At 36.4% G+C, this 22359-nt stretch carries 24 protein-coding genes; 18 read left to right on the top strand and 6 right to left on the bottom strand.

Going from position 1 to position 22359, the window contains the following annotated elements; genetic code table 11:
• Nucleotides 1-13 precede the first annotated feature (13 nt).
• From RCG20_RS17585 to coaD, 5 genes are all read left to right on the top strand, one after another.
• Nucleotides 14-460, top strand: coding sequence for a YlbF/YmcA family competence regulator (locus RCG20_RS17585; RefSeq protein ID WP_308181411.1), 447 nt, complete (start codon nucleotides 14-16; stop codon nucleotides 458-460).
• 130 nt (nucleotides 461-590) lie between these two features.
• Complete coding sequence (locus RCG20_RS17590) at nucleotides 591-866, top strand: YlbG family protein (RefSeq protein ID WP_308181412.1); 276 nt, start codon at nucleotides 591-593, stop codon at nucleotides 864-866.
• A gap of 125 nt (nucleotides 867-991) precedes the next feature.
• Complete coding sequence (locus tag RCG20_RS17595; RefSeq protein WP_308181413.1) at nucleotides 992-2395, top strand: stalk domain-containing protein; 1404 nt, start codon at nucleotides 992-994, stop codon at nucleotides 2393-2395.
• A 359-nt stretch (nucleotides 2396-2754) separates the two neighbouring features.
• Nucleotides 2755-3315: a 16S rRNA (guanine(966)-N(2))-methyltransferase RsmD gene (gene rsmD, locus RCG20_RS17600; RefSeq protein WP_308181415.1), complete on the top strand. Its 561-nt coding sequence runs from the start codon at nucleotides 2755-2757 to the stop codon at nucleotides 3313-3315.
• A 12-nt stretch (nucleotides 3316-3327) separates the two neighbouring features.
• Entirely contained in the window at nucleotides 3328-3813 is a 486-nt protein-coding gene (coaD, locus tag RCG20_RS17605; protein WP_308181416.1) for a pantetheine-phosphate adenylyltransferase, read from the top strand.
• Nucleotides 3814-4447: 634 nt separating this feature from the next.
• Here coaD and RCG20_RS17610 read toward each other — a convergent pair.
• From RCG20_RS17610 to ylbJ, 3 genes are all read right to left on the bottom strand, one after another.
• Nucleotides 4448-4696 carry a hypothetical protein gene (locus tag RCG20_RS17610; RefSeq protein ID WP_308181417.1) on the bottom strand — a complete coding sequence of 83 codons (249 nt, stop codon included), beginning with the start codon at nucleotides 4694-4696 and terminating at the stop codon, nucleotides 4448-4450.
• Nucleotides 4697-4728: 32 nt separating this feature from the next.
• The gene (locus tag RCG20_RS17615; protein ID WP_308181418.1) at nucleotides 4729-5559 is read right to left on the bottom strand and encodes an IS110 family RNA-guided transposase; all 831 of its coding nucleotides are present in this window, start codon (nucleotides 5557-5559) and stop codon (nucleotides 4729-4731) included.
• A 954-nt stretch (nucleotides 5560-6513) separates the two neighbouring features.
• Nucleotides 6514-7725, bottom strand: coding sequence for a sporulation integral membrane protein YlbJ (gene ylbJ / locus RCG20_RS17620; RefSeq protein ID WP_308181419.1), 1212 nt, complete (start codon nucleotides 7723-7725; stop codon nucleotides 6514-6516).
• Nucleotides 7726-8009: 284 nt separating this feature from the next.
• Between ylbJ and RCG20_RS17625 the strand changes: the two genes are divergently transcribed.
• Both RCG20_RS17625 and RCG20_RS17630 read left to right on the top strand, forming a co-directional pair.
• Nucleotides 8010-8789 carry a patatin-like phospholipase family protein gene (locus RCG20_RS17625; RefSeq protein ID WP_308181420.1) on the top strand — a complete coding sequence of 260 codons (780 nt, stop codon included), beginning with the start codon at nucleotides 8010-8012 and terminating at the stop codon, nucleotides 8787-8789.
• An 8-nt stretch (nucleotides 8790-8797) separates the two neighbouring features.
• Nucleotides 8798-9835, top strand: coding sequence for a SepM family pheromone-processing serine protease (locus RCG20_RS17630; protein ID WP_308181421.1), 1038 nt, complete (start codon nucleotides 8798-8800; stop codon nucleotides 9833-9835).
• A gap of 109 nt (nucleotides 9836-9944) precedes the next feature.
• Here RCG20_RS17630 and RCG20_RS17635 read toward each other — a convergent pair whose 3' ends face one another.
• A complete protein-coding gene (locus RCG20_RS17635) occupies nucleotides 9945-11159 on the bottom strand; it encodes a nucleotidyltransferase (protein ID WP_308181422.1) in 1215 nt (404 codons plus the stop codon).
• A gap of 237 nt (nucleotides 11160-11396) precedes the next feature.
• Nucleotides 11397-11594 (bottom strand): hypothetical protein, encoded by a 198-nt coding sequence (locus tag RCG20_RS17640; RefSeq protein ID WP_308181424.1) that lies wholly within the window; start codon nucleotides 11592-11594, stop codon nucleotides 11397-11399.
• Nucleotides 11595-11844: 250 nt separating this feature from the next.
• Between RCG20_RS17640 and RCG20_RS17645 the strand changes: the two genes are divergently transcribed.
• From RCG20_RS17645 to RCG20_RS17660, 4 genes are all read left to right on the top strand, one after another.
• Complete coding sequence (locus RCG20_RS17645) at nucleotides 11845-12372, top strand: YceD family protein (protein WP_308181425.1); 528 nt, start codon at nucleotides 11845-11847, stop codon at nucleotides 12370-12372.
• A gap of 80 nt (nucleotides 12373-12452) precedes the next feature.
• Complete coding sequence (rpmF, locus tag RCG20_RS17650; RefSeq protein WP_308181426.1) at nucleotides 12453-12632, top strand: 50S ribosomal protein L32; 180 nt, start codon at nucleotides 12453-12455, stop codon at nucleotides 12630-12632.
• A 95-nt stretch (nucleotides 12633-12727) separates the two neighbouring features.
• Nucleotides 12728-13489 (top strand): enoyl-CoA hydratase/isomerase family protein, encoded by a 762-nt coding sequence (locus RCG20_RS17655; RefSeq protein WP_308181427.1) that lies wholly within the window; start codon nucleotides 12728-12730, stop codon nucleotides 13487-13489.
• A 164-nt stretch (nucleotides 13490-13653) separates the two neighbouring features.
• Nucleotides 13654-14265, top strand: coding sequence for an RsfA family transcriptional regulator (locus RCG20_RS17660; protein ID WP_308181428.1), 612 nt, complete (start codon nucleotides 13654-13656; stop codon nucleotides 14263-14265).
• An 85-nt stretch (nucleotides 14266-14350) separates the two neighbouring features.
• Here the strand turns inward: RCG20_RS17660 and RCG20_RS17665 are convergent, their stop codons facing one another.
• On the bottom strand, nucleotides 14351-14818 hold the full coding sequence (locus tag RCG20_RS17665) for an N-acetyltransferase (protein WP_308181429.1): 468 nt from the start codon (nucleotides 14816-14818) through the stop codon (nucleotides 14351-14353).
• A 232-nt stretch (nucleotides 14819-15050) separates the two neighbouring features.
• Between RCG20_RS17665 and RCG20_RS17670 the strand changes: the two genes are divergently transcribed.
• From RCG20_RS17670 to mraZ, 7 genes are all read left to right on the top strand, one after another.
• A complete protein-coding gene (locus RCG20_RS17670) occupies nucleotides 15051-16385 on the top strand; it encodes an acetyl-CoA carboxylase biotin carboxylase subunit (protein ID WP_308181430.1) in 1335 nt (444 codons plus the stop codon).
• A 99-nt stretch (nucleotides 16386-16484) separates the two neighbouring features.
• Nucleotides 16485-16697, top strand: a complete 213-nt coding sequence (locus RCG20_RS17675) for an acetyl-CoA carboxylase biotin carboxyl carrier protein subunit (RefSeq protein ID WP_308181431.1) — start codon at nucleotides 16485-16487, stop codon at nucleotides 16695-16697.
• Between the two features lie 155 nt (nucleotides 16698-16852).
• Nucleotides 16853-18388 carry an acyl-CoA carboxylase subunit beta gene (locus RCG20_RS17680; protein ID WP_308184386.1) on the top strand — a complete coding sequence of 512 codons (1536 nt, stop codon included), beginning with the start codon at nucleotides 16853-16855 and terminating at the stop codon, nucleotides 18386-18388.
• 336 nt (nucleotides 18389-18724) lie between these two features.
• Nucleotides 18725-19633, top strand: a complete 909-nt coding sequence (locus RCG20_RS17685; protein WP_308181432.1) for a 2-dehydropantoate 2-reductase — start codon at nucleotides 18725-18727, stop codon at nucleotides 19631-19633.
• On the top strand, nucleotides 19630-20016 hold the full coding sequence (locus RCG20_RS17690; RefSeq protein ID WP_308181433.1) for a DUF3397 domain-containing protein: 387 nt from the start codon (nucleotides 19630-19632) through the stop codon (nucleotides 20014-20016). The genes RCG20_RS17685 and RCG20_RS17690 overlap by 4 nt, the downstream gene beginning before the upstream one ends.
• 91 nt (nucleotides 20017-20107) lie before the next feature.
• Nucleotides 20108-21742, top strand: coding sequence for a bacillithiol biosynthesis cysteine-adding enzyme BshC (bshC, locus tag RCG20_RS17695; protein ID WP_308181434.1), 1635 nt, complete (start codon nucleotides 20108-20110; stop codon nucleotides 21740-21742).
• A 146-nt stretch (nucleotides 21743-21888) separates the two neighbouring features.
• Nucleotides 21889-22320: a division/cell wall cluster transcriptional repressor MraZ gene (gene mraZ, locus RCG20_RS17700; protein ID WP_308181435.1), complete on the top strand. Its 432-nt coding sequence runs from the start codon at nucleotides 21889-21891 to the stop codon at nucleotides 22318-22320.
• The last annotated feature ends 39 nt before the right edge of the window (nucleotides 22321-22359 follow it).

Raw genomic sequence — 22359 nt, forward strand, 5'->3', positions numbered from 1 at the left:
GAGGTGAGCAGGTGTGATTGCTACATCTGAAAGAGTTGAATTATTGGATCGTTCGGAGTATTTAGCGAAAATGGTATTAGAATCCGATATTGCAGACCAATATCGTATTTGTTTATATAACCTTCAAACAAATGAAGTGACACAAAGGAAAATTCGTGAATTTTCCAGCCTCAAAGATCTATACGAGGAAGTTCAACGTTTTGGCAAATATCATCCAGATTATAAAAAAGTGATGGTCCAAATAAGACAAGCCAAAAGAGAGATGGATTTAGATCCATATGTTGCTGATTTTAAAATAGCAGAAAATGATTTGCAAAGTATATTAGACGATATTAGTGCACTCATTGGTGGAGCTGTATCCAAAAATATTAAAGTTCCAACTGGAAGTCCCTTCTTTGAAACTTCTTCAAGCCACAGTGGTGGTGGCTGTGGAAGCGGTGGAAGCTGTGGGTGCTCATAAACACCGGCAAATTAGCCGGTGTTTTACATTATAAAATTATTAATTATGAATGATTGTCCTGTTTGAATTGAAAAGAGGCATTTCTATATGATAGACTAAAAATAACGATTTGTTTTGAAGGGGAAAAGGTATGTTCACACAGAGACAAGGATTGGTTGTTTGGCTTTACTCATTAAAGCAAGCGAAAATGTTAAGACGGTTTGGGAATGTTCATTTTGTTTCCAAGAAATTGAAATATGTAATATTGTATTGTAATCAGGATGAATTAGAAGGAATAATGGGAAAGCTTAATTCCTATTCATTTGTAAAAAAAGTGGAGCCATCCTATAAGCCGTTTTTAAATGTCCAATTCGAAAATTCTGCTCCGGATAAAGCGAAGGAATACGATTATAAAATGGGAATTTAGATAGAATGACTCACACAGGGCCAGACCAAAAATGGATCTTTCTTATACAGTTTTGCTGTATAGTAAGGTTTTTAAGGTCTGGCTCTTTTGTTTTCGTCTATTTGGATAAAAGGATGGATATATAAATGGCAAAGAACATCTTGTTTGCTGCCCTTTTTCTTGGAATAGTAATAGTTTGTTACTGGCAATGGGAATTAATTAAAGGGGAAAAAGGGGCCGAACAATCTTCCACACATCTCGTTTTTCAGCAAATTACTGTTAAAACTGAAGCAAACTCCTTACAAGTAACCCAAGTTTTTCACCATTTAAAGCCAAATCACGAATATAAAATTTTGGCTCCAGAATCAATTGCTAAATGGACATGTGTCAATAAAAAGGGAAAAGAATGCGTTTCAAGTGATAAAGATTTGAAAACCTTTCAGCCTCAATCTGGAGATTTGAAAATCCAATTTTTCATAAATTTAGCTGAAGGACAACATTCATTATTAGAAACGAATTGGCTCATAAAGCTCCAGAATGTAGATGTGTATGAATCAAAAATAGAAATAGTTGATTCGGTTTTTCGAAAAGGGACATGGGTGACTGCACTTCCATTAAAAGGCTTTAATAGGCAGAAATTTATTGACTATTATGTGTTTGAGGGTCGAGGTGAAGATCTACCCTTATATTGGCAAGCTACACCTCTTTATAGGACAAACAAAAGTAATTTTTTCACACTATACTCGCAAAATGCGAATGATCAACCAACAAGTTCATTTCCAAAGCTAAAACTGCCCTCTGGTCATGTATATATGGTTTTTATTCATTCAAATGAGCATGCCGCTATCTCTCTACCTGGATTGCAAATTTCGAGTGATCAACTTACTGCAAAGAGGGTTCAAAAAGTTTGGCTTTCGAATTATTTTAATCATACGTTTCGAAAAAATGGCGCAAACCCTTGGTTAGCAGATGTCTTTTCCTCTTTGTATTTGAATGAGCCAGCAGAAACCGAAAAAGGGACATTCATAATTGAGCAACTTAATGGCCAATTGAAGAAACTAGAAATTGAAAAACTAGTGAAGGCAGTTCTAACCCAGGATTTCGTTCAAACCAAGGACTTGGATAACCAGCTGGGAAAATTAAAAGGGTTAAGAACTAATTTTTTTTCGAGCAATAAAAGTAATGGATCAGCATCCCTTGTTTTTTGGGATGACAGTCAGGTGAAGATAAACGGTACATTAGTGGCAAATATTAACGTTTTAAAGATTAATAAGGAGCTATTTTTCCCATTTATTAAAACAATGAAGAGTTTCGGATATAGTATAAAAGAAAACCATGCACGACATGCTATTTTATTAAAAAAAGATAATAATCAGTTGTTGTTTAACTACAATCAGAGCAATTTTATATATAATGGCCAAAAATATGGGTTATTGGAAAATCCGTTTAGAAATATAGACGGAATAATCTATCTTAATCAAAATGCGCTACATAGCTTATTTAAGATTGAGATAGCCAAATTTGACGGGGAAATCCTTCTTTCAGATTAAACAGATAGCTATGGTATGTATAAGTCAAAAAGAAAACCCTGCAGAAATATCTGCAGGGTCCTTCTATATCCCAATTTAGGAAAGAAGGCAAAGGGAGAGGAGAAACCGGAGGAAGAACTTATGGGGAAACGTAAGTCTTCTCCGCGGTTGGCAACAACATCCTCGAATTGATGTTGTTAGTAACATTATTTCCACAAAAAAAATAGCTTATACCCATTTATATATATATTTTCCAAAGGCACCCTTTTTACAGTAATAATTTAGGTGGTACTTTCTTTCTAATTTATTTGGCTGATAGATGTGATTATGGTAGGATAGTGGAGAAAAATGAAATTTTGGTGAAATTTGTGGTGATAATAATGAGAGTAGTGTCAGGCATTTGTAAGGGAAGAGCTTTGAAGTCAGTACCTGGTAATACAACAAGGCCTACAACGGATAAAGTAAAGGAAGCTATGTTCAATATGATCGGACCATACTTTGATGGGGGGATGGGTCTTGATCTATTTGCTGGAAGTGGGGGGCTTGGTCTAGAAGCACTTAGTCGAGGATTAGAGAAGGTTATTTTTATCGATCGAGAAGTAAAAGCCATTCAAACAATCCATGAAAACATAAAGGCCTGTCACTTTGAAGAAAAAACGGAAGTATTCAGAAATGATGCTGACCGTGCTTTAAAAGCATTAATAAAAAGAGAAATTAAATTTGATTTTATCTTTCTCGACCCACCATATAAAAAGCAACAGCTAGTTAGTCTCATGCAAAAAATAGATGAACATTCACTATTACATAACAATGGAATAATTTTGTGTGAACACAGCCATGATGTAGACTTGCCTCAAGAAGTGGGTAGGTTTTCTCTAATCAGACATGAAAAATATGGAATTATTGCTGTCTCGATATACAGTAATGAAAGTGTTGAATAAGGGGGAGTTTTTTTGGCAAGTATAGCTGTTTGTCCAGGGAGTTTTGATCCAATTACATATGGCCATTTAGATATCATAAAGCGTGGAGCAAAAGTTTTTGATGAGTTATATATTGTTGTCTTAAATAATACATCAAAGAAACCACTTTTTTCGGTTCAGGAACGATTGAACTTAATAAAAGCAGTAACTAAGGATATCCCAAACGTCAAAGTAGATGAATTTCATGGGTTGCTTGTTGATTATGCAAAGAGTGTTGATGCCGATGCTATAATCCGTGGACTGCGGGCTGTCTCGGACTTTGAATATGAAATGCAAATTACCTCTATGAACAGGGTATTAGATGAAAATATTGAAACTTTTTTTGTCATGACAAACAATCAATATTCCTTTTTGAGTTCAAGTATTGTCAAAGAAGTTGCCCGGTATAATGGGAAGATTTCAGAACTAGTTCCACCAATAGTTGAAGATGCCTTACATGAAAAATTTGATCATTTATAAGAAAAAAGCCTGGCATAGATCGGAGAGTGCTAAAAAGTCCTCATGTAACGATCTTTGAAACTTGTCTGTTGATTTCCGCTCCAGGTGCTCGCTTTCCGCGGGGCGGGCGGTAAGCCTCCTGATATGAACGAAACTGTCAAGGCCCCCACTCCACAATAGGTTTTGCTTTGTTTTTGGGTACTCTTAAGAAGAGAAGCTATTTTCGGCTTCTTGTCTTAGTAGGGTATTTAGCCATTCTGGCTAGAATAGCTCCTTCTTTAGCTTACTGACCACTTCTCACCTCTTGGAATAGCTGTCAAGTGCTCTTCTTGACAGCTATTCCAAGAGGTGAGACACTTTTTTAGCTAAAGATGAAATGATCCTTCCTCCTTTTTCTTTTTTTGAATAGAAGGTAAGAACACGGCACGAAGGCAAAAATCTCTACAGCGGTTAGCGCTCTGATATTCGTGGGTTTTCACATTTTATCTTTCCGTATAAAGGACTTTTCCACTAACTCGGGACGTGCGTTAATCTATTTAGATATAGCACAGAGGAGGCACGTGGATTTTCCTTTCCGGTTTTTCTCTTTGCCTTCGAGCCCTATTCTCATTTTTCTATTTATACATCTATCTTGCTTTGAGGAACACGTAACCTTTTAAGCTTGAGGTATATCTTCTACTTCTTGCATCACTGCCCAAATAAAACCTGCCAATTCTCGCGCTACTGCTGTAATGGCTTTACCGCTTTCTTTCCCTCTTGATAATAAGCGGAAATACTTCTTGTGGAGTCGGTTCTGTGCTTTCCACGATATTGCCTGAATCGTTGGTGATTGCCCACTTTGCCGTCTTTGTAGTTCTCCTTTAACAGAGGGTTGATACCGATAACTCCAGGCAGACTCTACCAATAAACGCCGTACGTGTCGATTACCTGTTTTGGTTATTTCTCCTTGTCTCCTTTTTCACCACTCGAATACTCGCTAGGGATTAAACCAACATAAGCCATGAATTGCCTCGGTGTAGTAAAACGTTTAAAAGAACCGATTTCTGCTACAATACTTGTCGCTGTAATAAGAGCTACTCCTCTTAATGATTGGAGTGCTTGAATTTTTTTGGCATGGACACCTTCACTCGCTAGAATTTTAATTTCTTCTTCTAACCTTAGAATACGTTGTGCTAACTCTTTGAGTTGGTGGTAGTATTCCTGGAAGGTTACTTGTAGAGAAGGGTTTTCAAATTTTAAAGTGTCCAGCCATCTGAAATATTTGATTGTCCACTTATTTACTCCAGTAGGAGGTTTAATATCATTACGCAGTAAAAATTTACTTAATCGGTGTTTTCCTCTCAGTTCGTCTTCTTTGGCATCTTCTCTACACCTAACAAGATCCCGCAGAGCCTCATCCTCTGGAGTTGGTACATAAATTGGAGTCAACTCTCCAGCCCGATATAAATGAGCTAAGCGAACAGAGTCCCTGCGATCCGTTTTAATACGTTCTCCAGGTCTTTTAGGAATAAGAGACGGGGCAATCACCGAGCAGTGAATCCCTAGTGTGATAAATAGTCGGTACAATGGATATCCTGTCGGACCAGCTTCATAACACACTCGCAGAGATTCCGGGCTGCCCAATTTTTTCATTAATTTCCTCACTTCTTCTGGTGTATGAGGAATCATTCCATGGTATCTAGGCTCCCCTCGGCCCTCATCGGCAATAGCGACTGCAATTTTTTCCTTTGATACGTCTAAACCTACATATTTAATGGTATCCTTCATAATGACTAGCTCCTTCCGTAATGTAGCTCTGATTTGGTTTTTTGTTTTTCATCAGTAAACATTCTAACCAAATTAACCTACGAATTTACGAGTAAGGAGCTAGTTTCGTTCATGATAACTCGGCGTAAGCGCCTGCGGGGTCTCACCTGTCCCGCTGCTCCCGCAGGAGTCGAGCACCTTCCGCTCCAATCAACAGAGTGCCAAAATTAACATTAGATTTTAAAATAGTCAATATAAAAAAGGTATAATACCTCTTTTTTGAGGGAATTATACCTTTTTTAATACAGCTATATACAATCTTTGATAACGAGTGATGAAGGTCCAAAATCGGTAATTGGTAGAGAAAAAGGTCTTTCAAATGCCACGAATGATTCCAATAAGTCTCTTTTTTATCCGTCTAGTGGAATCAAAGTAGGTTAAGAAATTACGAATAGAACTTAATCGTGCCCGTAATAGGGAATATCTATTTTTTTTTTAGCTAAGCAAAATTTATATCCATAAATTCTGCTGGCGCATAAGGGTAACTACGTCTCTGTCATCGCACTTAGGGGCTCGCCAATCGGCAAGTTTTCTTTATCTCCATAAAGGTTGTCTTCAGACTTTTCTACTTTATCTACCTGAGTTGATTGGAGCGGAGGGCACTTGACTCCTGCGGGATTAGAGGGAATGGGAGACCCCACAGGCGGTACGCCGAGGAGGCTCCCATCCCTCCCCGCGGAAAGCAAGTGCCCGGAGCGGAAATCAACGGGCAAAGTTACGGTCTGAAAACAACCATTTATGCAAAAAGAGCCTTTAAAAAAATCAAAATAACCCAAGCATTTTTCCGTGTTAAATAATATGCTAATTCAGTTGTGATTTGGATAGTTATTTACGTTTTTCTCCACGTTATCGGAACTACTTACATAAATTGCCGGGCTATTTTCATGGGGTCTAACAAGGGCAATTACGCTTCACTTATTTTTTAAAATTATACGATAGGACTAGCACATAGAAAAGTAAGGCAGTCAATGTTATGAGTGGTCCTGTGTCAATCAAGTAATGGTTAAAACTTTGAATCCAAGAGCTATTTGAAATGATAGTAACTGGAATTGCCCTAGTTATGTGTTCTGGGTCTAAAATCCGAGCAGATAATGGTTTCCAAAGTAAATAGGCAAATATACTCGCAAATATACCTTGCATAATTCTAGCGATAAAGAATGGCTGAAAGCGAATATCTGTCTGGGCAAGGATACTGGCTACCTGTGCTTGGACACTAAAGCCACCAAAGGCAAGAATAAAGCTAGTAATTACGATCTGCTGAAGAAGTGTGGCCCCATGAACTTGGCTAGTAAGTTTACTTCCAAGTGTAATTTCAAATAAACCTGATATAAATGGAATACTTAACATTTTTGAGAACGATAATGAAGAAAGGATTACTTCGACCCCTTTTGCAAGAAAAGCTGTAATATGTAAATGATACAGTAGTTTATTAACGACGGAGAATAAAATGATAAACCCGCCGATCATTAATAATGTTTGGATAGAAGAGGTTACCGCATCACCAAGTAGCTTACCAATTGGCCGATTATCCTTTAATCTAGTTTGATGAACGGATGAAAGAGCTGATCTAAGAGTAATTTTCTTTCGACCCATTTTTCGTTTATCACCATCAGAGCTTCCATAAAATCTCATGATCAAACCCACACAAATATTTCCTAAATAGTGGGATAAAGCTAGAAGTAATCCTAATTGGGGATTATGGAAAAATCCGACAGATACAGCACCAAAAATAAACAATGGATTGGATGAGTTCGTAAAAGAAACGAGCCTTTCTGCTTCTATTTGAGTCACTTGACCTTCTTGGCGTAGGCGTGCCGTAATCTTTGCACCCGCGGGGTTACCTGAAGCCATTCCCATTGCCCACACAAAACCACCAACACCAGGAACTTTAAAAAGTGGACGCATAATTGGTTCCAGAATCACGCCGATAAACGTAACAACACCAAAGCTGATCAACATTTCAGAAACAATAAAAAATGGTAATAGAGACGGGAAAACAATTTCCCACCACATATTTAAGCCACGGACTGAGGCGTCAAATGATTCTTTTGGAAAAGAGATCATTGATGCAGCCATTACCGTAACAGCTACCGCTAAGAATATGGTTTTAAACTTAGACCGAGACAATGAGCTGCCTCCTTCCCACAAGCTTTTTGAAATTGTACAAATTTATGGAGTAAATGATAAAATGTAGAGTATTTTATTATTCACTGTCGTAGTCCAACTCCTGACCTTGAACAGGATATTCATACGCAGATTTTGCCAAAAAAGGCGGTTACTTTAGAATTTGGCGGCTTTTCCGTTCAAGATGTTTTTCAATCTAGTCCTTGTCCCCATAACACAATATACTCATACAATGTGAATTTAGACCATAAGATTGAAGGAGATTTCCATTATAAGGGGGAAGTAATGTGGAACGTCCTAGGGTTGGGTTAGCACTTGGTTCAGGAGGAGCACGTGGGTTTGCCCATCTAGGTGCTATAAAAGTTTTACAAGAAGAAGGCATCCCAATTGATCTTATTGCAGGGAGTAGTATGGGAGCTCTTGTGGGTTGTTTTTATGGAGCTGGCACTGATCTAGACCGTCTTTTCCAAATATCTTTAGCTGTTAAGAGAAAATATTTTCTCGATTTTGCTGTCCCTAAAATGGGTCTTATTGCAGGTAAAAAGGTAAAAGAATTTATTAGGATTTTTACACATGGGAAAAATATTGAAGATTTATCATTACCGGTTGGGGTGGTTGCAACCGATTTATTGACAGGTGAAAAGATTGTTTTTAATAATGGTCCAATTGCTGAGGCTGTAAGGGCGAGTATTTCCATTCCAGGTATCTTTATTCCTGAAAAATATGACGGAAGATTATTGGTTGATGGAGGAGTTTGCGATCGTGTCCCTGTTTCAGTTGCTCGAGAAATGGGCGCAGATATTGTCATTGCAATTGATGTTTCAAGAGTCGAACGAAATTCCGAAATTAATTCTATTTATGATGTGATCATGCAAAGCTTTGATATCATGCAAACTGAAATTTTCAATAATAGGGAAATTTCCTCTGATATCATGATTCGTCCACGGGTTGAGATGTATAGTTCACGTGCGTTCACCAATATTGAAGAAATTATTGCCATCGGAGAAGAAGAAACGAGAAACCAAATAAACAAAATAAAAAGTGTTATTGAACAGTGGAAGGAGTAAACAAAGAAATGCGCAAAAAAATATATCTTGCTTCGTTCTCTCTCCTCATCCTTATCTTAATCGGAGGAGTATTTTATTCATTGCCTTACTATGTTTCAAAACCTGGGATGGCGAAAGAGCTTAAGCCAATTATAAAGGTTGAAAATGGGTATCCTGAAAAAGGTAACTTTATGTTAACAACTGTACGAATGGGAAGAGCAAATATTTATTCTTATTTGGGAGCGAAACTAAGTAAATACGATGAAATCTATCCACTTGATGAGATCTTATACAAAAAAGAAACAGAGAAAGAATATACAGTCAGGCAACTATATCTAATGTCAGGGTCGAAAATGAATGCCATTGATGTGGCCTACCATAAAGCAGGAAAGCCAGTTCACTATAAATATAAAGGAATTTACGTATTAAATGTGCTACCTGGAATGCCTGCATATGGAAAGCTTCAGGCTGGCGACAGAGTTTTTAAAGTGGACGGAAGAACTTTTCCTTCGTCAGAAAAGTTTATTTCATATGTTGCTAAAAAACATGCTGGCGACCAGATAACATTAACCTACTCGCGAAACAAACAAACGAAAAATGTAAAACTAAACGTTGCTAAATTTAAGGAGGATCCGAGCAAGGTGGGTGTTGGTATTTCGTTAGTGGATGACAAAGAAATCATCGTTAGCCCACATGTGGTAGTAAAAACAGATGAAATTGGCGGGCCATCAGCAGGGTTCATGTTTTCATTGGAAATCTATAATCAATTAACAAAAGAGGATTTAACAAAAGGCTATCAAATTGCAGGAACAGGAACGATTTCAGATGACGGGACTATCGGTCCAATAGGTGGGATCGAGCAAAAAATTATTGCTGCAAATAAGGCAGGGGCACAAATTTTCTTTGCTCCAAATGAAAAAGGATCAAAGCATTCAAATTACCGAGATGCGTTAAAGGCAGGGAATGAAATTAATACAAAAATGAAAATTATACCTGTCGATTCATTTAATGAGGCTGTACGATACTTGGAGAAATTACCTAAAAATAGTAAAAAGATGGTTAAATAACCATCTTTTTTTAGTTGAGCAGAATTTATATCCATAAAGTCTGCTAACGCATTAGGGCTACTACGCTTCTGTCATCGCCCTTAGGGGCTCGCCAATCAGCGAGTTTTCTTTAATCGATGTAAATGGGTGGCTGCCTATATTCCTGGTGAAGAAGCTCATGTTTTGAATTAATGGTAAGGCCATAGGAATAAATTCTGGCCGCCTTAATATCAAGTCTAATCTCAGCATTTTTAAAAGAGGAAACTTTTGAAACTAAGGGTAAACTAAAATGATGTTTCGTTTTATTAAGATATTCTTTACCTTTTTTTGTCATTCCCAACAATCTTAAATAGGTGGCCTTTTCTTGATTTTGTTGCATTTCAGCTTTTTTAGTATTTGTTAAAATATGTGTGCAGATTCTTTGCAGCCTTGTCCTTGTATATCGTTTTGTTTTTACCTTTTCCATAAATTCATGAAAACAATTAGATTCTGTAGCTGCTGCAATTAACCGATTTTCTATTCCTTCTTCTACTTCATAAATGTCTTTCAGTTCCATTGGATCACATTGGAGGATCCGAAATTGCAAGTATGGCCAATAAATCTCCCACTGATGAAGAATTCCATAATGATGTATGTATTCTTTTAAAAGATTGTTTGTCGTAGAGGGTACATATTGGTCAATTGAAACGGATGAGCAATCATCAGAAAAAAGCGCCTTTCGGATACTTGTCGCACTTGCAATAGTCTCGGAGGAAAAGGATTCATCATGGTATTCGGCGTTCTTTCTCTTAAATGTTAGCGGTAAAATTGAGCTGTTTTGTCTCTTAATGGATTTCATATATTGAAAACCTAAAATATTATTTGGTGTTGTCAAATTTAAAAGCTCCTCTGAATGGGTCAAATGTTCAAATGACATTGACAAGGCTTTTGGATAACTAACACCTGTTTTTATGTACTTTCGAAGTTCTTCTTCATAGGATTCTTGATGTGAATCCAGGAATTCTATTGTTTTATGGAAGGAATGAGTGTTTCCACTTTCACTTCCGAAACAAAGCGAATCACATCCTGCAGCGTCTAGAATGGAAATTGCTCCATTTGCAAATACTTCAGCCTTTTGAGTAGCGAATAAATAGGGCAATTCAAAAACAATATCCACACCACTAAGTAAAGCCATTTTCGTTCGGTACCATTTTGAAACTAATGCGGGTTCGCCCCTTTGTAGAAAATCTCCACTCATTACGGCTATCACTACATCCGCTTTTGAAAGGGCTCTTGCAGCCTCTAAGTGATAGCTGTGTCCGTTATGGAAGGGGTTGTACTCGACAATTACGCCAACAGACTTCATTGATTACGTCTCCTTATATAAAGGCTAATGAAGCGTGTGAAACGAGGCTTTCACACGAATGAGCCAAAAATTGTTTTTATCAAAAAAATATTTTCATCAATAATTTGCAAAAAGAAAAACGTTGGTTTGTTCGTATAACTAGTATAGCAGAGTTTCCAAAATAAGGAGTAACTTCAAACCTAAACGAATAAAGAGACAATAGGTAATTCTATTGTCTCCTGACGGTGTGATTCAAAATTAATAAGGATGTCCATACCAGCCTTGGTAGTGATGAGGATAACCGTGGTGCCAATGATGATGGAAACCTCCATGATATCCGTGGGGATGATGGTATCCTCCACCCCAATATCCATAAGGATGATGGTATCCTCCGCCACCATAATACGGATAGCCAGGGTAGCCTACACCTATAATTATTGGTTGTGAATAGGGCATTTAATCACCTTCTTTTTCTATTTATGCTTATACAATATGTCAATAAAATCATATCGAGCCTATCTCATTGATAAATAGGCACATTTAGGTCATTAGCCTAAATGTTTGCTAACTGTTTAAACTGGATAAACTAGCAAATGAATACCAAGATCAATAAATCAATTTTGCTAATTTAATGGTGTAAAGAAAAAACATTGACAAAAAATTATACGAAAGCTATAATTACCTTTGTTGCCTTGAGGTGAATGAATTGAAATGGACATTAAGTCAATTGCAAAAATATCGAAACAAGGATTTTTCGTTTGATGAAATGATTCGAGTTGATGAGATTAAACAAGTAGATCCATCAATTCGGGAAGTGTCGCCGATTCATATAATGGGTCGAGCGGATATTGATTCAACGAGAGTGACGTTTCATTTTAAAATAGAAGGTCATTTAATACTTCCTTGTTCTCGTACTTTAGTGGATGTAAACTATCCTATTAATGTCGAAACAACTGAAACTTTCCTCTTGCAAGATTCTGACTATGTGACTGATGATGAAGTGCATCAACTTAAGGATGATTGCATTGATTTATCACCTGTAATTAGAGAAATTATTTTGCTTGAGGTTCCAATGCAAGTCTTTTGTGATGATGTCAATAGTGAAGGTGCTGCCCCACAATCAGGAAAAGATTGGGAGGTAGTTCGTGAAGACGAATTGTCTAAAAAAATTGATCCAAGACTCGCTGGTCTTGCAAAGTTCTTTGACGACAATAATTCTTCTTCCGATTCATAATCGAAAAAATAAGAAGCAAAATGGAGTGTCAGATTTCTGGACTTCATTACTTTCTTAATATCTTTAAGGAGGTGGGAAGAATGGCTGTACCTTTTAGAAGGACTTCTAAAACTGCAAAGAGAAAACGTCGTACACATTTTAAATTAAGTGTTCCTGGTATGGTAGAATGCCCTAACTGTGGTGAAATGAAACTAACTCACCACGTATGTAAAGCTTGCGGAACATACAAAGGAAAAGAAGTTGTAGTAGTTAACGACTAATTTCCATTAGATATAAAGCACAAGGAGCTTAATGCTCCTTGTGCTTTTGTCGTTGTGGGAAAAGGGCCAAGTGTCTAAATTGGGGGAATTTTAGGGTGGCTTATACAATTGAGAGACGGGAAAAAGGTTATTTATTGTTTACGATAACTAGAAATGAAAAAAGAAATGCTATTAATTATGAAGTCATGCAAGGACTAGAGGAAGCGATACGAATCGCAAATGACTCGGATATTAATGCACTGGTTATTACGGGTAGTGGTGATCAGGCTTTTTGTTCAGGTGGGGATTTAACTGTTTTTCACTCCCTTGAAACAAGTACAGAGGCCTATGCTATGCTTTCAAAAATGTCAAATGTTCTTTACTCGTTACTAACTTTACCAAAGCCGACAGTCGCTTTGGTGAATGGAATAGCAATTGGCGGAGGCTGTGAGCTTGCAATCGCATGTGATTTTCGCTTGGCTAAAAAAGGGATCAAAGCAGGCTTTGTGCAAGGAAAGCAAGCTATTACAACGGGTTGGGGTGGGGGAACTATTTTAGCAGAGAAACTTACGGTTTCAAATGCGATGAAACTACTAATGGAAGCAGAAATACAACCTGTAGAACACCTTCTAATAAATGGGTTTATTGATGATCTATTTGAAGAAACTCCTATTAAAGCTTGTGAAGAATTCCTGGGGAACCTTTTATCTCGTGATCAAAATGTATTGAAATCCTATAAAAATATATGGATTCGAAAATGGACCCAAACCAAGCTTCGTGAAAGAATTGAAGAAGAGGTAAGGACTTGTGCTGGATTGTGGGAAGGTGAAGCACATCATTCGTATGTTAAAAAATTCATGAATAAGAAACATACATAATTTTTTATTTCTAATGATCTACTGTTTTAAAGCGACATACTCCCTATTTTGACGGACTTCGTTTCTCCCTAAAATCAGAATAAAGATAAAACAGTATGGTGATATAAGTCTATCTTTTCTAGTAGATGCATATGTATGAATAAAAACACTAGGAGGGATAATGAATGTCACCTACTCGTCAAGATGCATGGACTCAGGATGAAGATTTGTTACTTGCAGAAATTGTCCTTAGGCATATAAGAGAAGGTGGAACACAATTGCAAGCTTTTGAAGAAGTAGGGAAACAACTTTCCCGAACCTCAGCTGCCTGTGGCTTCCGCTGGAATTCATATGTTCGAAAACAATATAAATCAGGTATTGAACTATCAAAGAAGCAGCGTAAAGATTTAAAGAAACAATCAAATGTTTCTGACTTTGATCAACCAAAAGAGGTCGATTTAAGGGAAGAATCGTTCAAGTATGAAGAGATTCAAAATGGACCAATGACATTTGATGTCGTTATTAACTTTTTAAAAGGACTTCAGAAAAAAGCTGAGATTTCCTCCAGTGTTCAAGAAGATAAAGAAAAATCCTTTGAGAAAATAAAAGAGTTGGAAAAAAAGACATTTTATCTTTCTGCAGAAAATGAAAGACTTGAAAAAAATATAAAAGCAATTGAAGAGGACTACCACTCCTTAATTGAGATCATGGAAAGGGCTAGAAAAATGGTCGTTCTTAAGGAAGAAGATCGCCTGCAAAAAGTGAAATACCAAATGAAAAATGAAAAAGTCGAATAAACGCAAAAAAAGCGGACATTTTCGTCCGCTTTTTATATTGCTTAGTCTAGCTAGAGAAAACAATAGTCCCTATGGTCTGCGAAAATTATTGAGCGCTGGCACCATCAGGAGTCCAAACAAGTGGATTTTCACCGAGATCGCGTTCCATTTCATACTCAACGGGCGTGAAGCCCATTTTTTCCCAAAAAATGCTGGATTGATTTTTTGGATTGGCCTTTATTGGTAAGCCAAAGCCTTTGGCAAAATCAACAAGTGTTTTCCCAAATCCCTTGTTTCGATATTGCGGTAATACCTCAAGCTTCCACAATTCAAAATAATTTTGTGGAGGTGAAAAGTAACGGTCAAATTTTGCTTCAACTTGATAAAGACTCATTCTGCCCACTAGTTTGTCTCCAAAATAGATGCCATAAAATGGTGAGCTGCCCTCATCCTCAATAATATTGGCTTCAAGATCCTCTAGCATTGACAACTCTTGAATGCCATACTCTTTAAATTTTTTAAATTCTTCCAATGTCTTAAAATTTACTTTTAGCTTTTCTACTTTCATTTTCAAAATAAATGCCTCCTCGAAAGTACTTTCATTATATTGTATAGAACAAATTGATCATGAATAGCATAGTTAGCAAAATATTTTTAATATTTATATAATGAATTATGTTTATTATATAACAAAAGAGGGAAAAATTCTTCTTTAATAATTAAAATTAAATTCTGAATATGCAGGAAATTAGTAAGTATTGTAGAAACCTTATGAAAGAGTAAAGGGAAATGAAAGGGGAAATAGAGTGCAAAAAATTTTAATTGCCAATCGAGGAGAAATTGCTTCACGGATTATCAAAACCTGTCATGAAATGGGAATTGAGACTATTGCGGTCTATTCCGATGCAGATCGGGATATGCCATTTGTTAAAGCTGCTACAAAGGCTGTTCATATAGGAGAGGCACCAGTTAATAAGTCCTATTTACAAGGAGATATGATCCTTGAAGCTGCATTGCGCGAAAAAGTGGATGGAATCCATCCGGGTTATGGCTTGTTGTCTGAAAATGCAGAATTTGCTTCAAATGTAACGAATGCTGGAGTGATATTTATTGGTCCCAATCCTAAGACAATCGAAATTATGGGGGATAAGATTGTTTCACGTATGATGATGGAAAAAGCAGGAGTCCCAGTTGTACCCGGTAGTAGCGGTATTAAAACTGAGGAAGAAGCAGTAAGTATTGCGGATTCTATTGGATACCCGGTTATGTTAAAGGCAAGTAGCGGTGGTGGTGGAATCGGAATGGTACTTTGTGAAAATGATCAGGCGTTAATGAGATCATTTGCTTCAACAAAGGCGAGAGCTATGTCCTATTTTGGTTCAGATGAAGTATTTATTGAAAAGTATATCCCGAATGCAAGGCATATAGAGGTCCAAGTGTTTGGGGACTCTTATGGAAATGTTGTTCACTTGTTTGAAAGGGATTGCTCTATTCAAAGAAGGCATCAAAAGGTAATTGAGGAATCTCCTTCGCCGTTTCTCTCTGAGGAAGCTAGGAAAAGACTCTATGAAACAGCCATTAAAGCTGCAAGGGCAGTAAATTATTCTAATGCTGGCACAATAGAATTTATTGTTGATGAAAATCAAAATTTTTATTTTCTTGAAATGAATACAAGACTTCAGGTAGAGCATCCCGTTACAGAACAAATAACTGGCATTGATCTTGTTCAATGGCAAATTCTTGTTGCGAGAGGTGAGAAATTGCCCTTATTGCAACCTGAGATTCAATCCATGGGACATGCAATTGAATTCCGACTTTATGCAGAAGACCCGGTTCGGTTTTTGCCATCTCCTGGTAAAATTAGTAAATTGAACTGGGGCGATACAAATGGGATCAGAATTGATTCTGGATATGAAGAAGAAGGAACAGTCACTCCGTTTTATGATCCGATGATTGCAAAGTGTATATTCCATGAGCATTCAAGAAAGAAATCATTATTGAAAGCTAAGAATTTCTTTGGAAATTTACAAATTGAAGGGATCAAAACCAATGTACCACTGTTCCAAAATATTTTAGATGATGAAGATTTTCAGAAAGGTTCATATACTACTGGTTTTTTAAATAAAGGCTTTGTTAAATAATATTTTGAATAATAGACTTATGGCTAAAATGAGCCAATAATCAACAGAGTTAACGCACAGAGCCAAATAAAACTAAAATAAGAATAGGAGTGTTAAAAGATGAAAGTAATAACTGCGACGATGGCCGGGACTGTTTTTAATATATTTGTTTCAAATGGTGACAAAGTTGAGGAGAGACAAGAAGTTTTGATGCTTGAATCAATGAAGATGGAGATTCCAATTGAAAGCGAAATTCAAGGAGTTGTAAAGGAATTGAAAATTAAAATTGGTGACTTTGTCAATGAAGGAGATATCTTATTGGAATTAGAATAAGAGTAGCTTTGATAAAGTAGAGAGCGCGAGTTGCCTAAAAAAGTGAATCGATATTTCTAACCAATCATAACTGAATATATTTTTTTTATAACAAATTAGGTGAAGCTAGAGTTCAGATCTGCTCACCACCTTATGGGAGATGAGTTTGTTTGACAATGAATAATATATTAAATGAAAATTTACAAACAAAACGAGAGAAGATAGAAGCTGGTGGGCATCCAAGATATCATGAGAAGTTAAAAGAGCAAAATAAATTATTTGTCCGAGATCGACTAGCCTTACTTTTTGATGAAAGTAAATATGAAGAGGATGGAAAATTTGCAAACGTCCATTCAGAGGATTTACCTGCAGATGGCGTTGTTACAGCTATTGGAAAGGTGAATGGGCAGACAGTTTGTGTGATGGCAAATGACTCTACTGTAAAGGCAGGCTCATGGGGAGCTCGAACAGTGGAAAAAATCATTCGTATTCAAGAAGTGGCTGAAAAACTAAAAGTCCCTTTATTCTATCTTGTCGATTCTGCAGGAGCAAGAATTACTGACCAATTAGATATGTTTCCAAATCGACGCGGGGCAGGAAGGATTTTTCACAATCAAGTAAAACTTTCAGGCATGATTCCCCAAGTATGTTTATTGTTTGGTCCATCTGCAGCGGGTGGGGCATATATACCAGCATTTTGTGATGTTGTTATTATGGTTGATCAAAATGCCTCGATGTATTTAGGGTCACCACGAATGGCTGAAAAGGTAATTGGCGAAAAAGTAACACTTGAAGAAATGGGTGGGGCGAGGATGCATTGTACCGTTAGCGGTTGTGGTGACATTCTAGTCAAAAATGAAAAAGAGGCAATAGAAGCAGCTATCAACTATATTAGTTATTTTCCAGCTAATTTTACAGAAAAAACGAAAGCGCTTACAAGTATTATGCCAAGACCAGGGCGTGAATTAGAAGCTATCATTCCTGTAAATCAAAATGCTCCTTTTGATATGTATGAATGTATTGATGCGTTGATTGATGATGAAAGTTTTTTTGAAGTAAAAAAATTGTTTGCACCCGAACTAATTACAGGATTGGCAAGAATAGATGGAAAAGCAATTGGGATCATTGCCAATCAGCCTAAAGTAAAAGGTGGAGTACTGTTTGTTGATTCTGCTGATAAAGGGGCGAAATTTATCCAATTATGCGATGCATTTCATATTCCATTACTATTCCTTGCCGATGTACCAGGATTTATGATTGGCACAAAAGTCGAGCGAGCAGGGATTATTCGACATGGTGCAAAACTGATCGCCGCAATGAGTTCAGCAACGGTTCCGAAAATATCTGTTATTGTAAGGAAAGCATATGGTGCAGGGCTTTATGCGATGGCTGGCCCCGCTTTTGAACCAGACTGTTGTATTGCACTTCCAACTGCTCAAATTGCCGTTATGGGCCCTGAAGCAGCAGTCAATGCTGTTTATTCAAACAAAATAAACGATATTGAAGATCCAAAGGAAAAACTGGCGTTTATACAAATGAAACATCAAGAATATAAAGAGCATATTGATATTTACAAACTTGCATCAGATCTTATAGTAGATGAAATCGTTGCCCCGGCAGAACTAAGAGAGGTATTAATTAGCCGTTTTCACTACTATCAAACGAAAGAAGTAATCTTTAGTGTAAGGAAGCATCCAGTCTATCCAGTTTAAACAAAAATCCCTTTTCGTTTTAAACCGAAAGGGGGTTTTTTGTACATTTCCAAGCTAACCTGCGAGTTTTCTTTAGCTAAGCAGAATTTATATCCATAAATTCTGCTAGCGCATAAGTGCAACTACGCCTCTGCCATCGCCCTTAGGGGCTTGTCAATCGGTGAGTTTTCTTTAGCTAATCAGAATTTATATCCATAAATTCTGCTAGCGCATAAGTGCAACTACACCTCTGTCATCGCCCTTAGGGGCTTGTCAATCGGTGAGTTTTCTTTAGATACCAACAGTCGGTTCCTTCTGATAAAATAAGACTAATGATGAAAAATGAGGGATTTATTTATGAAAAAAATAGGAATAATTGGTGCTGGGTCAATAGGTCTATTATTTGCATCACACTTAAGTAAAGCGTTTTCTGTTACAGTCTTTACTAGAACCCGTGAACAAGCCAATGAAATTACGAAAAATGGCGGCATCATTTTGATTGAAAACAAACAGCAATTGCTGATTCCGGTTCATGCCCTACAGGTAGATGAATGGGTAGATAATGAAGATTTGACCGTGGTTGCTGTGAAACAATATCAACTTGATATTGTTATTGAGAAAATAAATAAGATTAATAATTGTAAAAAAAATCTTTTGTTTTTGCAAAATGGAATGGGGCACTTAAAGCAGCTCTCGTTCGTTAATGCGAATAATATTTTTGTTGGATCTGTTGAGCATGGAGCTTCTAAAGACAATACTATAACGGTTAGACATAACGGGGGTGGGGCAATAAATCTTGCAGTCTACCGAGGCGATAGGGAGTATTTATCCCAGATAGCAACAAAGTTTCCTTCTGAATTTCCGGTTACTATCCAGGAAAATTATTTTGAGATGCTAGTAAATAAATTAATTGTTAATGCAGTTATTAATCCTTTATCAGCCATTCTCAAAGTGAAAAATGGAGAACTAATAAGCAATCCTTTTTATTTTATGACATTAGAAAGTTTTTTTGGGGAAATCTCCTGTGTATTAAATTTAAAAAACCCACAAGTCTACTTGCAGAAAATCATTACGGTTTGTGAAAATACTGCTGATAATCGATCTTCCATGTTAAAAGATATTGAGATGGGGCGAAAAACAGAAGTAGAAGCCATTTTAGGATTTTTAATTGAAGAAGCAGAAAAACAAGAAAAGAATACTCCGCTCATTACAACTTTTAACAATTTAGTGAAAGGAAAAGAGGCTGAAAAGGGGGAGGAATGTTGATTGCGATATTCACATCAATTATTGCATTTTTAATAACCATGCCACTAATAGGATTATTTACTACATATTTTGTTATAAAAAAACGAACGAAAAATCATCGAAAATCTTTACATAGAGCACTAGATTACACGACTATTTTTTTTATTTTTGCCGTACACTTTTTAATCATAACTATTTGGGAGAAATCCCTTTTTTGGTTAATTATCTTATTTTTGCTTGTATTGGCTTTGGCCTTCGTGATCGTACATTGGAAAATTAAAAAGGAAATTATCTTTTTAAATGTCCTTCGGGGGTTCTGGCGGTGTAGTTTCTTAGTGTTTTTTCTTGCCTATTTTACGCTTACTTTGCTTGGTCTAATTCAGAGAGTGTTAGCGATTATTTAATATACTAATTCCAGAGCAAAGTTTTTTCTAAATATAGCTATTAATGCTATACTCGAATAGAATATTGTGGTTTAAGAAAGGAAGTCAATAAATGGAGATTTTTAATCTCTCTTTACCAGCAACAAATCGGTTTGCCTCAAATTATTTGAAGCAATCTGATGATATTCAACCTTTTTTTCATTATCGTTTTGAACAATCATCCGCTGATTGGGATCGGGTAGCGGAATTGAAGAATAGAACGTTTCCTCGCGAAAAGGTTGCTCAACATATTGAGGATTTTATGGAAGGATTTCCTTCTTCTGAATTTGTAAAGAAGTCAATTGAAAAATTGAAACAACCGAATAGTGTTGTCGTAATTGGCGGGCAACAAGCAGGAATACTGACTGGTCCCCTTTATACATTACATAAGGTAATTTCGATCATTAAATTAGCCGAGAAAAAAGAGAGAGAATTGAGTATCCCAGTTGTCCCTGTTTTTTGGATTGCAGGTGAAGATCATGATTATCAAGAGGTCAATCATGTTTTTATTCCAATGGAACAAAGAGTAGATAAATGGATTTATCCTGAAAAAATGTTACAGAAGAAAATGGTTTCAAACATCGAATTAAATAAGGAAACTTGTTTATCATGGGCACAAAACCTAATAGAAAACTTTGGTGAAACAAACCATACTAATCTTCTTTTAGATTTTGTTCGAAACCAAATTGAAAAATCAAAGACGTTTGTTGATTTTTTTGCCAATATCATTATGGAACTTTTTAAAGATTATGGACTTCTCATAGTTGACTCTGGGAATAATAGCCTTCGTATTCTAGAAAAAGAGATATTGGTGCAACAAATCCATCACCATGATTCCATAACCAATTCTCTAATCGAGCAGCAAAAGCAAATTAGCAAAAAGGGATTTCCGATTACGATTGAGACAAATGAACAAGCTGCAAACCTTTTTTATTATGATCATAGGTTTAATGAACGTATTTTGTTGGAATTTGATCGCCTTACAGATCATTTTGTGGGGAAAAACGGTGCTATTTCTTTTACAAAAGATGAGTTAGTGGATATTGCGAATAATGATCCCTCAAAACTAAGTAATAATGTTGTTACGAGACCATTAACTCAAGAATGGCTTTTTCCAACAATTGCGTTTATTGCAGGGCCAGGTGAAATTTCCTACTGGGCAGAATTAAAACTTGTATTTGAACATTTTGGCATGAAGATGCCGCCAATTGTCCCGCGTTTAAATATTACACTTGTTGATCGTTCAATAGAAACGGATTTAAATGAATTGAATCTGCAAGTTGCAGATGTTTTAACTCGAGGTACAAATGTAGAAAGAGAACAATTTCTCGAGTCCATTAAGAACAAAGATGTAGAGGAATTATTTTTAAGCACAAAGGAACAATTATTGGCACAGTATAGTCTTATTGAAGAAAAAACAAACTTGCTTGATAAAGGACTTCTTCCGTTATTGAAGAAGAATGAAACTTTTCTTATGAAGCAAATTGATTTTATGGAGATGAAATTAGAAGAATCAACGAATAGAAAACATGAAGTCACGCTAAATAAATTTGATCGAATAGCTCTTTCTTTAAGACCGGATGGATTTCCGCAGGAAAGAATTTGGAATGTATTTTATTATCTTAATCAGTATGGCCCAAATCTTACGAAAGATTTAATGGAATTACCTTATATATTTGATGGAAGCCATAAAATAATAAAAGTGTAAAAAACTTCGCCATTTGTGTGAAGTTTTTTCTTTTTTAAGCTAATCAGAAAGGAGTTTAAGTTGTATAAATCAAATAATTGTAAAAAATAAGTGGAGGAAAGTGGGGAGATGTGGTACATTCTAAATAGAATGTGGGGGTAATGGGTATGTTCATGGGTGAATACCATCATAGCATTGATAATAAAGGCCGAATGATCATCCCTTCTAAATTTCGTGAAGATTTAGGAGAAATGTTTGTTATCACACGTGGTCTTGACGCATGTTTATTTGGTTACCCAATAACTGAGTGGAAACTTATAGAGGAAAAGCTGAAAGGCTTGCCGCTAACAAAAAAGGATGCCCGTGCCTTTACACGATTCTTCTTTTCCGGTGCTACTGAAAGTGAGCTTGATAAACAAGGGAGAATCAATATCCCTGCACCATTACTTCAATATGCAAAATTAGAAAAGGAATGTGTCATAATAGGTGTTTCCAATCGAATTGAAATTTGGAGCGAGCAACTTTGGGAAGACTATTTCATTCAGTCAGAAGAATCCTTTGCCGAAATTGCTGAAAATATGATTGGGTTTGATATATAATGGGAAAGTTATCTTAGTATAATTCTGTTATATGTCTTT

Origin of the sequence: Neobacillus sp. PS3-40, from assembly GCF_030915485.1 — a bacterium.
In the GTDB taxonomy this organism is placed as follows: Bacteria; Bacillota; Bacilli; order Bacillales; family Cytobacillaceae; genus JAUZPL01.

Excerpts from the sequence above, each read along its gene's own strand:
- rpmF (WP_308181426.1), top strand. The coding sequence starts at position 12,453 with ATGGCTGTACCTTTTAGAAGGACTTCTAAAACTGCAAAGAGAAAACGT.
- RCG20_RS17685 (WP_308181432.1), top strand. The coding sequence starts at position 18,725 with ATGAAAAAAATAGGAATAATTGGTGCTGGGTCAATAGGTCTATTATTT.
- rsmD (WP_308181415.1), top strand. The coding sequence starts at position 2,755 with ATGAGAGTAGTGTCAGGCATTTGTAAGGGAAGAGCTTTGAAGTCAGTA.
- bshC (WP_308181434.1), top strand. The coding sequence starts at position 20,108 with ATGGAGATTTTTAATCTCTCTTTACCAGCAACAAATCGGTTTGCCTCA.
- RCG20_RS17680 (WP_308184386.1), top strand. The coding sequence starts at position 16,853 with ATGAATAATATATTAAATGAAAATTTACAAACAAAACGAGAGAAGATA.
- RCG20_RS17615 (WP_308181418.1), bottom strand. The coding sequence starts at position 5,559 with ATGAAGGATACCATTAAATATGTAGGTTTAGACGTATCAAAGGAAAAA.
- RCG20_RS17660 (WP_308181428.1), top strand. The coding sequence starts at position 13,654 with ATGTCACCTACTCGTCAAGATGCATGGACTCAGGATGAAGATTTGTTA.
- RCG20_RS17635 (WP_308181422.1), bottom strand. The coding sequence starts at position 11,159 with ATGAAGTCTGTTGGCGTAATTGTCGAGTACAACCCCTTCCATAACGGA.
- RCG20_RS17640 (WP_308181424.1), bottom strand. The coding sequence starts at position 11,594 with ATGCCCTATTCACAACCAATAATTATAGGTGTAGGCTACCCTGGCTAT.
- RCG20_RS17590 (WP_308181412.1), top strand. The coding sequence starts at position 591 with ATGTTCACACAGAGACAAGGATTGGTTGTTTGGCTTTACTCATTAAAG.
- mraZ (WP_308181435.1), top strand. The coding sequence starts at position 21,889 with ATGTTCATGGGTGAATACCATCATAGCATTGATAATAAAGGCCGAATG.
- RCG20_RS17675 (WP_308181431.1), top strand. The coding sequence starts at position 16,485 with ATGAAAGTAATAACTGCGACGATGGCCGGGACTGTTTTTAATATATTT.
- RCG20_RS17595 (WP_308181413.1), top strand. The coding sequence starts at position 992 with ATGGCAAAGAACATCTTGTTTGCTGCCCTTTTTCTTGGAATAGTAATA.
- RCG20_RS17630 (WP_308181421.1), top strand. The coding sequence starts at position 8,798 with ATGCGCAAAAAAATATATCTTGCTTCGTTCTCTCTCCTCATCCTTATC.